Origin of the sequence: Actinocrinis sp. (assembly GCF_035946395.1) — a bacterium.
Taxonomy (GTDB): Bacteria; Actinomycetota; Actinomycetes; order Streptomycetales; family Catenulisporaceae; genus Actinocrinis.
Genome location: NZ_DASYZI010000113.1, coordinates 1 through 10,433 on the forward strand (window position 1 = coordinate 1; position 10,433 = coordinate 10,433).

The 10,433-nt window shown below is 68.9% G+C and carries 8 protein-coding genes; 7 read left to right on the plus strand and 1 reads right to left on the minus strand.

The annotated features are described in order from the left end of the window. Positions 1 to 250 precede the first annotated feature (250 nt). From pstS to VGS97_RS07365, 6 genes are all read left to right on the plus strand, one after another. Complete coding sequence (gene pstS, locus VGS97_RS07340) at positions 251 to 1,384, plus strand: phosphate ABC transporter substrate-binding protein PstS (RefSeq protein WP_326852491.1); 1,134 nt, start codon at positions 251 to 253, stop codon at positions 1,382 to 1,384. A 153-nt stretch (positions 1,385 to 1,537) separates the two neighbouring features. Continuing rightward, positions 1,538 to 3,571: a phosphate ABC transporter permease subunit PstC gene (pstC, locus tag VGS97_RS07345; RefSeq protein ID WP_326852492.1), complete on the plus strand. Its 2,034-nt coding sequence runs from the start codon at positions 1,538 to 1,540 to the stop codon at positions 3,569 to 3,571. A 113-nt stretch (positions 3,572 to 3,684) separates the two neighbouring features. Further along, entirely contained in the window at positions 3,685 to 4,071 is a 387-nt protein-coding gene (locus tag VGS97_RS07350) for a response regulator transcription factor (RefSeq protein WP_326852493.1), read from the plus strand. 18 nt (positions 4,072 to 4,089) lie between these two features. After that, positions 4,090 to 4,866 carry a phosphate ABC transporter ATP-binding protein PstB gene (gene pstB / locus VGS97_RS07355; RefSeq protein WP_326852494.1) on the plus strand — a complete coding sequence of 259 codons (777 nt, stop codon included), beginning with the start codon at positions 4,090 to 4,092 and terminating at the stop codon, positions 4,864 to 4,866. 257 nt (positions 4,867 to 5,123) lie between these two features. Continuing rightward, a complete protein-coding gene (locus VGS97_RS07360) occupies positions 5,124 to 5,528 on the plus strand; it encodes a MarR family winged helix-turn-helix transcriptional regulator (RefSeq protein WP_326852495.1) in 405 nt (134 codons plus the stop codon). A gap of 157 nt (positions 5,529 to 5,685) precedes the next feature. Further along, positions 5,686 to 6,489: a GNAT family N-acetyltransferase gene (locus VGS97_RS07365; protein ID WP_326852496.1), complete on the plus strand. Its 804-nt coding sequence runs from the start codon at positions 5,686 to 5,688 to the stop codon at positions 6,487 to 6,489. Positions 6,490 to 6,675: 186 nt separating this feature from the next. Here VGS97_RS07365 and VGS97_RS07370 read toward each other — a convergent pair whose 3' ends face one another. Beyond that, complete coding sequence (locus VGS97_RS07370) at positions 6,676 to 8,028, minus strand: ROK family transcriptional regulator (protein ID WP_326852497.1); 1,353 nt, start codon at positions 8,026 to 8,028, stop codon at positions 6,676 to 6,678. A 426-nt stretch (positions 8,029 to 8,454) separates the two neighbouring features. On the opposite strand from VGS97_RS07370, the gene VGS97_RS07375 reads away from it, so the two are divergent. After that, positions 8,455 to 10,362 carry a ricin-type beta-trefoil lectin domain protein gene (locus tag VGS97_RS07375; RefSeq protein ID WP_326852498.1) on the plus strand — a complete coding sequence of 636 codons (1,908 nt, stop codon included), beginning with the start codon at positions 8,455 to 8,457 and terminating at the stop codon, positions 10,360 to 10,362. Positions 10,363 to 10,433 lie beyond the last annotated feature (71 nt).

The following is a 10,433-nucleotide window of genomic DNA, read 5'->3' on the forward strand; positions in this document are numbered from 1 at the left end:
TGCCGACATCGTGCCGACGCCGCGGCGGAAAGCGCCGGATGAATCAGGGTGTGATGACGCGAACACGCGGCGGAGTTCCGTCGGTCGCCCAAACGTCCCGCACTGTATACCGGGCGTTCACTTTGTCCGGCTCATCGATTCATTTGCGCTGCCTACGGTCGCAGACGTCAGCACACGTCAGGCTCATGACCGGCCGGCGGCTGCCCTCACGCGTGTGGCAGCACCGGCGAACTCAGGAAGGGACTTCCCCGTGAAGCTCCAGCGGTACGTCGCTGTGACCGGCGCCGGCCTCATCGCCGTCGCCACGCTCGCCGCGTGCGGCTCCAACAACAACACCACGACCGCGAGCAGCTCGTCCGCGCCAGCGTCCGCGGGTGCGTCGTCCTCGGCGTCCTCCGCGATCTCCTGTGGCAGCGGCACGCTCACCGCGGCCGGGTCGAGTGCGCAGAAGAACGCCATCGACAAGTTCACCAAGGACTACCAGACCGCCTGCTCCGGCGCGACGGTCAACTACAACCCGAGCGGTTCCGGCGCGGGCGTCACGTCGTTCGAGCAGAAGCAGGTCGACTTCGCGGGCTCCGACTTCCCGCTGTCCGGCGCCGACGTGGCGAAGGCCAACGCGCGCTGCACCGGCGGCGAGGCCGTGGACCTGCCGATGGTGCCCGGCGCCATCGCGATCATGTACAACGTCACCAACGTGACCACTCCGCTGAACCTGTCGGCCGCCAACCTGGCGAAGATCTTCAACGGCAAGATCACCACCTGGGACGACCCGGCGATCACCAAGGACAACCCGGGCGTCACGCTGCCGATGACGAAGATCACCACGTTCCACCGCTCGGACAAGTCCGGCACGTCGTTCAACTTCTCGAACTACCTGAACCAGACCGACGCGGCCGACTTCCCGGCCAAGGCGAACAAGGTCTGGCCGGGCACCGGCGGCCAGGGTGAGAACGGCTCCTCCGGCGTGGCCCAGGCGGTCAAGACCACCGCCGGCGGCATCGGCTACGCGGAGCTGTCCTACGCCTCCTCGAACAACCTTCAGACCGCCAAGGTCGGCAACGCGCAGGGCCAGTTCGTCACGGCCAGCACGGACAACGCCTCCGCGTTCATCGCCAAGGCGAAGGTCAACCAGAACGGCAACGACATCCAGCTGGCGTTCAACTACGCCTACTCGGACCCGAGCGCCTACCCGGCGGTCCTGGTGACCTACGAGATCGCCTGCGACAAGGGCAACGACGCGACCCAGCTGCCGCTGATCAAGGGCTTCCTGAGCTACGCGGCCAGCACCACCGCGCAGGCGGAGCTGCCGGCGGCCGGCTACGTGTCGCTGCCGAGCAACATCCAGTCGCTGGTGGCGACCGCGGTCAACGCTCTGAGCTAACCGCCCGAGCCGACGCAGGGTCCGCCCGGCGGACGCGAAGCGGGCCCGGCTGCCGTCGCGGTGAGTGATACATCCCGCGGCGGCAGCCGGGCCGCTTGAGAACGAAACTCCTCCCGCAGTACCCACGCCATGAACCGCACCGTCAGGAGAACGATGAGCGGCGAGTCGCCGGCCGTGACGGATTCCTCCGGCCTCCAGGACCCGGACGGCAGTCAGCGCAAGGGCTCCCCGTCCGCACCGCGCCGCGGCGCCCGCCGTGGGCCCGCCGCCGGGCTGACCGGCAGCTCACGCCGCGGCGACGGCGTGTTCGCCGGGATCTCCTGCGGCTCCGCGGTGTTCCTGCTGCTGCTGATGGGAGCGATCGCGGCGTTCCTGGTCACCCAGGCGCTGCACGCGATCAACGCCGACTCGGTCAACTTCCTGACCGCCTTCGAGTGGAACCCGGACGACGACCCCTCGGTGTGGGGCGTCGCGCTGGTGGCGTGGGGCACCCTGATCACCTCGCTGTTCGCGCTGGTGATCGGCGGACCGATCGCGGTGGGCGCGGCCCTGTTCATCAGCCAGTACGCGCCGCGCCGGCTCGCGCAGACGCTCGGCTACGTCGTCGACCTGCTCGCCGCGGTGCCCTCCGTCGTCTACGGCCTGTGGGGCATCATCTTCCTGGTCCCGCACATGGGCGGGGTCTCCCAGGTCGTCTCCGACGTGCTCGGCTGGATCCCGATCTTCCACTACGACGGATCGCCGTCGCCCCGCTCGGTGTTCGCCGCCGGCATCGTGCTGGCCATCATGATCCTGCCGATCATCGCAGCGATCTCCCGCGAGGTGTTCCTACAGACGCCCCGGGAGAATATCGAGGCCGCGTACGCGCTCGGCGCGACCAAGTGGGAGATGATCCGGCTGGCCGTGCTGCCCTACGGCCGCTCCGGAGTGATCAGCGCGATCGTGCTCGGCTTCGGCCGGGCGCTCGGCGAGACCATCGCGGCGGCCATGGTGCTCTCGCAGACCACGAACTTCTTCGACCACTTCCTCCAGCCGGGCGGCAACACCATCGCGGCGAACATCGCCGTGCAGTTCAAGAACGCCTTCGATGTCGGCCGCGGCGCGCTGATCGCCTCCGGCCTCGTGCTGTTCGTGATGACCCTGCTGGTCAACTACCTGGCCCGGTGGATCGCCCGGCGCGGCCAGATCCGCGACGACGTGACGCCGGGCAAGGCGACCGCCGCCGAGACGGCCGAGGCCGCTGAAGAGAGCCCGGTCGAGGCCTTCCAGCACAAGGCGATCAACCCGCACGACGCGCACCGGGACGACGTGCTGCGCGCCAGTTCGCTCAGCTCGGTCGCGGCCGGCCGCCGGATCACCGACCTGCTGGCGCGCGGCGGCGTGATCCTGGCGTTCCTGCTCGCGGTGCTGCCGCTGGTCTCGGTTCTGTGGCTGGTGATCAGCAACGGCGCCAAGGACTTCAACGGCTACTTCTTGCAGCACTCGATGCGTAACATCGCCGAGTCCGACGTCGGCGGCGGCGCGTACCACGCGATCCTGGGCACGCTGGAGCAGGTGGGCCTCGCCACCGCGATCGCCGTGCCGATCGGCGTGCTGGTCGCGATCTACCTGGTCGAGTACGGCCGCGGCTGGATGGCCCGCGCGGTGACCTTCTTCGTGGACGTCATGATGGGCCTGCCCTCGATCGTCGCGGGCCTGTTCATCCTGTCCCTGTGGATCATCGCCTTCGGGTTCAAGGCCTCCGGTTTCGCCGGGTCGCTGGCACTGCTGATCCTGATGCTGCCGCTGGTGATCCGGTCCAGCGAGGAGATGCTCAAACTGGTGCCGCACGCGCTGCGCGAGGCCTCCTACGCGCTGGGGGTGTCCAGGTGGCGCACCATCCTGCGGATCGTGGTGCCCACCGCGCTGCCCGGCATCGTCACCGGCGTCATGCTCGGCATCGCGCGCATCATGGGCGAGACCGCGCCGGTCCTGCTGGTGGTCGGCTTCACCTCGTCGATCAACGGCAACCCGTTCCAGGGCGCGCAGGGCTCGCTGCCGTACTTCATCTTCAACGAGGCGACCCAGCCGTATCAGCCCGCGATCGACCGGGCCTGGGCCGGGGCGCTGACCCTGATCCTGATCATCATGATCCTCAACCTGGCCGCGCGGCTCCTCGCGTGGTGGAAGAGGCCCGGCCGGGCCTGACCCGACCGGCGTACGCACCCGAACGACGGCACGGCTCGCCACAGCCCCGCAGACGACATCCACCGAATCCACCGACACCCATCCGACCCGACGAAGCGGAACGAGGAGCCACGATGGCGACGAGGACGAACCCCCGTCACCCGATCGATCGCAGCGCCTACGTCCCCGTCGCGCCGCAGACGCTCGGCAGACTGCGGCTGCTGACCGTCGGAACGGTGGAGCTCAACCTCGACGGCATGGCGGCGCGGGTCGGCGGTCACAGCGTGCGGATGGCGCCGAAGGAGTTCGAGCTGCTGGCCACGCTGATGGAGAACGCCGGCCGGCTGCTGACCCGCAGGCAGCTGCTCGACGCGGTGTGGGGCGAGGGATACCCGGACCGCAACAAGACGCTCGACGTGCACATACGGCGGCTTCGCCGACACCTGGAGATCGACCCGGACGCGTACGCCCGGATGCGCACCGTGCGCGGCCTGGGCTACGTGTTCGACATCGGCGACTAACGAAGGAAGAAGCACACGATGGCCAAGCGGATCGACGTCTCCGGGATGTCCGCCTACTACGGCGGCTTCAAGGCGATCGACGACATCAGCCTGACGGTCGAGCCGCGCACGGTGACCGCTTTCATCGGCCCGTCCGGTTGCGGCAAGTCCACGGTGCTGCGCACCCTCAACCGGATGCACGAGGTGATCCCGGGCGCGCGGGTCGAGGGCAAGGTGCTGCTCGACGACGTGGACCTCTACGGCGCCGGCATCGACCCGGTCGCGGTGCGGCGCACCGTCGGCATGGTCTTCCAGCGGCCGAACCCCTTCCCCACGATGTCGATCTACGACAACGTCGCCGCCGGGCTGCGCCTGAACGGGCTCAAACACAAGGGCGACATGAACAATCTGGTGGAGAACTCGCTGCGCGGCGCGAACCTGTGGGAAGAGGTCAAGGACCGGCTGCACAAGCCGGGCGCGGGCCTGTCCGGCGGTCAGCAGCAGCGCCTGTGCATCGCGCGCGCCATCGCCGTCTCCCCCGACGTGCTGCTGATGGACGAGCCCTGCTCGGCGCTCGACCCGATCTCCACCCTCGCCATCGAGGACCTGATCGCGCAGCTGAAGGCCGAGTACACCATCGTCATCGTCACGCACAACATGCAGCAGGCCGCACGGGTCTCGGACCGCACCGCGTTCTTCAACATCGCCGGCACCGGCCAGCCCGGCAAGCTGATCGAGATCGACGACACCGCGCGGATCTTCGCCAACCCGACCCAGCGCGCCACCGAGGACTACATCACCGGCCGCTTCGGCTGATCGGGGCCCTGGCAAGCCAGTACAGTAACCGAATGACGACCACATCGGCCGTTCCTGCGCCAGACGTGCCAGGGGAGACCGCGACGACGGGTACGGACTCCAGTGTTCCGGATCCGACGGTTATGGACTCCACAGCTACGGGCTCCGCAGTTCCAAATTCCACAGCTCCAGACTCCGCTGTTACGGAATCCACTGTCACGGAACCCACTGGGTCCGACGCGTACACGCTGACCGATGTCGTCGCCCGGCTGCGCCGCGTGCTGCGCACGAGTATCCGGGCCGACTATCCATGGGAAGCACTGCCCATGGCGCAGGTCGAACTCCTCCAGTCGCTCGCGGACTCCGCACCGGCCCGAGTCGGCGACCTCGCGACCCGGCTGCGCTTGGCCCCGTCCACAGTCAGCGGGCTGATCAGCCAGATGATGGCCTCGGGCCTGGTCGAGCGGGGCACCAACCGCAGCGACCGTCGGGTGGCCGTGGTGGAGCTGAGCGCGGACGGCAAACGTCAGCTCGCCGGCTGGCACACCGCGCACCGCGACCGGATCGCCACCGCGCTGGGCGAACTCGACCCCCAGGACCGGACGGCGATCGACGCCGCGCTGCCCGCGCTCTCCCGGCTGGTGGACCGACTGGCCGAACCCCGCCGGGACGGCCGCGGCTAGGGCGTGCGGTCCGCGCCGCCGAGCCAGGTTGCAGAGCCCAGTCGCCGAGCCGAGTCGCCGAACGGACGCAGCCCAGTCGTCCCGCGCCCATCCCGCATCCATCCCGCGCCTGTCCTCGCCGGAAATCCGGTTGCGGACCTTCCTAGACTCACGTCCTGTGAGCGAAATCTCCGCGCTGCTCAACGCCTACGACGAGCAAACCAGGGCTCGCATCCCCGAGGTCACGTCCGCCGGGGTGACCCACGAGTGGGACGGCCCGCTGCTACGCACGATCGGCTACCACCGCGGCTTCGTCGAGACGACGGGCGACCTGCGGATACGCGGGGCCGAACTCGACGCGCTGATCGCCCGCCAGCGGGACTACTTCGCGGCCCGGGGCGAGGCCGTCGAGTGGAAGACGCGCAGCCACGACAAACCCGCCGACCTGGTCGCGCGGCTGCTCGCGGCCGGATTCGAACCCGAGGAGTCCGAGACGGTGCTGATCGGCGAGGCTGCCGACCTGGCCGCCGAACCGCCGCTGCCCGACGGCGTGACGCTGCGTCAGGTCACCGCCCACGACGACCTGGAACGAATCGCGGCGATGGAGGCCGAGGTCTGGGGCAAAGACAGACCCTGGCTGGCTGAGGAGTTGGGTGGGCGGATCGCGGCCGATCCGGACGAGGTCGCGGTGTTCGTCGCGGAGGTCGGCTCCGGCATGGACGCACACGTGGTGAGCGCGGCGTGGATCTCGCTCAAGGACAGCCCGCAGTTCGCCGGGCTCTGGGGCGGCTCCACCTTGGAAGCCTGGCGCGGAAAGGGGATCTACCGCGCCCTGGTCGCCCGGCGCGCCCGGCTGGCCGTGAGCCGGGACATCAAGTACGTGCAGGTGGATGCCTCGGAGAACAGCAGGCCGATCCTGGAACGGCTCGGACTGCGCGTCATCACGAGGACGACCCCTTATGTCTGGTCGCCGGAGCACTGACGCCAAGTGACACCGCAAGTGACACCACCGATGTAACCCTTACGGCGTCACTCTCACGGCGTAGCTCTCACTGCGTCACTCTCACTGCGAAGGCACCGCGTAGCTCCTACCGCGTGCAACTCTCACCGCAAGGGCGCTGTAATCCTCACCACGTGTAACTCTCACTGTGAGGGTGATGTGCGACTCTCACCGGGACGGCGCCGGGGCGACCCTGCTCAGGCCAGAACTCTGCGCCGAGGCGGCGGCCAGGAAACCGGCGACCGGCAGGGTGGCCGCGCCGCGCGCCACCGCGTCCGGGCCGAGTCGGCACATCTGCACGTCCACGGTGGCGAAGGCGTGTCGCAGCGCGTATTCGCCCGCGATCTCACGTACCCGCGGCAACAGGCGCTCGCCGAGCATCAGTCCGGCCCAGCCGCCGAGCGCGATCCGCTCCGGGTTGAACAGGTTGATCAGGTTCGCGACGCCGACGCCGAGATAGACGGCGGTCTCTTCCAGCACCGCGCGGGCCGGCTCCTCGCCCCGCTCGTCCGCGGCCAGGATCGCGGCGATGGCGCTCTCCTCGCCCGCGGGGTCGGCGGTGGCGGCTGCGTGTGCGGCCTCGTGGTACCGGGCGATCACCGCCTCCGCACCGACGTAGGCTTCCAGGCAACCGCGTGAGCCGCAGCGGCACGACCGTCCGCCGACCTGCACCGTCGTGTGGCCCCACTCCCCCGCGCTGCGCCCGGTGCCCCGATAAGGCGAGCCGTCCGCCACGACGCAGGCCCCGACGCCCGAACCGATCAGCGCTATGACGACGTCGCGGGCGCCGCGTCCGGCACCGAACCACATCTCCGCCTGGCCGAGCGTGGTCGCGCCGTTGTCGATGAACAGCGGCATGCCGGGGCGCAGCAGGCCGGTCTCGCGCAGCAGCCGCTCAAGCGGAACCCCGTCCCAGCCGATGGTCTGGCCGTGCACGACGCTGTACTGAGCCCGAGACCGGGCGACGCCCCGTTCCACGGCCCTGGGCTCGATGAAGCCGCGTTCGACGGCGTCGGGTTCGACGACGGTGCGGGCGACGGCGCCGTGCTCGACCACCCCGGGAACGCCGACCCCGATCCCGACGATGGTCGCCTGATCCACCGCGCTGTCCGCGATCACCGAGCGCAGGCCGGAGCCGATCCGCTCGACCACCGCGGCCACGTCGCCGCAGCCGTCGGGCAGTGGATACTCGGCGCGGGCGAGCACCGCCAGGTCCAGGGTGAACAGTTCGACCAGGACGCCGGTCTCCCCCACGTCGACGCCGATCGCGTGCCAGCGCGGGCAGTCCACCCGAAGCAGGATGCGCGGCCGCCCTCCCTCCGAGCCGACCGAGCCGACCTCCGCCACCAAGCCGTCGCCGATCAGATCGCCGATGACGTTGCTCACGGAGGCGGCGCTCAGCGTGGTCGTGTCGATCAGATCCTGTCGGCTGAGCGGCCCGCCGAAGTACAGTCGGCGCAGCAGCAGCGAGCGGTTCGACCGACGCAGATCCCGCACGGTCCGCATGGTTCGCTCAGCCATCCGCGCCCCTCCTGCCTTCCATCCTGCCGGATCCCTTGACGAGATTATGGCTCACGAGTTAAATCACATCACGAATTAAGTGAATCCGCACATCTCGATCTCCGGCCGGACGGCGGCGTGACGCCGTGCGGGGCCCACCATCACACCTCTCTTCGAACTCGGCCGTGGCGCCGGCGCAGAGCCGACCGACCCGCGGCGGCAGGCAGGGCGAGCCCTACGCCGTCGTCCGGCGGCGGGTGATCCTCCTGCCGTCGTCCCTCGGTCCCTCGGCCCCGCCGAGTCCAGTCGAGTCCGAGGAGCCACGGTGGGCCAGCGTCCGAGCGAGATCGAGCACGTGATCACACGATCACACTTACAACGCTCACACCCACAGCGATCACCACCACGTTGGCCGTTCGGCGCGGCGGCCAGAAGGCGAGACCCTAGATGGCCCCACCGAACCTACCGCTCGGCCGCGCCGTGCGTCTGCGCACCCTGATCATCGCATGTTGCGGCGGCGCGCTCGCGGCCGGCGGCACGCTGCTGGCGGCGCCGGCCCAGGCGGCCGGCGAGACGGTCAACATCTGGCTGACCACCACGAACGACTCCGGCGGCCGCAACGTGACCCGCGGCCTGCAACAGCAGTCCGCGATCTCGTTCGGCTCCGGCAACGGCAGCGGCGCGGTGACGATCACCGTCAACGAGAGCAACAAGTACCAGCAGTTCGTCGGCGCCGGCGCGTCGATGACGGACACCGCCGGCTACCTGCTCGGCAGCAGCGGCGCGCTGAGCTCGACCACCCGCAACTCGGTGATGACCGCGTTGTTCGACCCGAACAACGGCATCGGCCTGGACTTCCTGCGCAACCCGATGGGCGCCTCGGACCTGGCCAGGTACAGCTACTCCTACGACGACATGGCCGCCGGGCAGGTCGACCCGAATCTGAACAACTTCTCGATCGGCCACGACCTGACCGACATCCTGCCGCTGACCAAACAGGCCCAGCAGCTCAACCCGAACCTCAAGCTGATGATGACGCCGTGGAGCGCCCCGGCCTGGATGAAGTCCGACGACAACTTCACCAGCCACAGCTACCTCCAGTCGCAGTACTACGCCGCCTTCGCGCAGTACTTCGTCAAGACGATCCAGGCGTACCAGGCGCAGGGCGTGCACGTCGACTACGTCTCGGCGCAGAACGAGCCGGGCTGCTGCGACCCGTCGAGCTATCCCACGATGAACTGGAACGGCAACGGCCTGGACTACTTCACCGTCACCGACCTGCTGCCCGCGTTCCACGCGGCGGGCATCACCACGAAGGACCTCGCGCTGGACTGGAACTGGAGCAACTACGCCAACTACGCCCAGCAGGAGGTGGACGACGCGACGGTGCGCAACGACTCGCTGTTCGGCGGCGTCGCCTGGCACGGCTACGACGAGGGCAGCGCGGGCGAGCAGACCACCGTGCACAACCAGTACCCGAACATCGGTCAGTTCGACACCGAGCACTCCGGCGGCACCTGGATCGCCAACCAGCAGAACGAGGACATGAACAACATCATCGACTACACCCGCAACTGGGGTCAGTCGGTGGTGAAGTGGAGCCTGGCGGTGGACCAGAACATGGGCCCGCACAACGGCGGCTGCGGCACCTGTACCGGCCTGATCACCGTGCACAACGGCGACAGCCGCAGCGGGCAGGTCGACTACACGGTCGAGTACTACGACATGGGCCAGCTGACCAAGTTCGTCAAGCCCGGCGCGTACCGGATCGACTCGACCGCCAGCACCACGGTGCCGAACGTGGCGTGGATCAACCCGGACGGCTCAAAGGCGCTGGTCGCCTACAACGGCAGCGGCAGCACCCAGCAGGTCGTGGTCAACTGGGGCAACGAGTCGTTCAGCTACTCGCTGCCGAACGCGACCTCGGCGACGTTCACCTGGAGCGGCACGCCGGGATCCGGCGGCGGCGGCTCGACCGGCCCCGGCCCGGTGACCGGCTACCAGGGCCTGTGCCTGGACGTGCGCTCGGCCAGCTCCGCGGACGGCACACCGGTCCAGGTCTACACCTGCAACGGCACCAACGCGCAACAGTGGACACTGACCTCCGGCAACCAGCTTCAGGCGCTGGGCAAGTGCCTGGACGTGACCTCCGCCGGGACGGCAAACGGCACGCTCGTGCAGCTCTACACGTGTAACGGCACGGGAGCCCAGGTCTGGCAACACCAATCCAACGGCGAGTACATCAACCCCAACTCCGGCAAGTGCCTCGACGACACCGGCTGGGGCGGCTCCGGCACCCAGGTACAGATCTGGGCCTGCGCCGACAGCGCGAACCAGCAGTGGAGCCTCCCGTAACAGCACTCTAATGGAGTACCCAGCCGAAGTGCTCAGCTGAGGCGCTCAACTAAAACGCTCAACTGAAACGC

Coding starts and splice junctions, on each gene's coding strand:
- VGS97_RS07370 (WP_326852497.1), bottom strand. CDS start 8,028: ATGGCTGAGCGAACCATGCGGACCGTGCGGGATCTGCGTCGGTCGAAC.
- VGS97_RS07375 (WP_326852498.1), top strand. CDS start 8,455: ATGGCCCCACCGAACCTACCGCTCGGCCGCGCCGTGCGTCTGCGCACC.
- pstC (WP_326852492.1), top strand. CDS start 1,538: ATGAGCGGCGAGTCGCCGGCCGTGACGGATTCCTCCGGCCTCCAGGAC.
- pstB (WP_326852494.1), top strand. CDS start 4,090: ATGGCCAAGCGGATCGACGTCTCCGGGATGTCCGCCTACTACGGCGGC.
- VGS97_RS07350 (WP_326852493.1), top strand. CDS start 3,685: ATGGCGACGAGGACGAACCCCCGTCACCCGATCGATCGCAGCGCCTAC.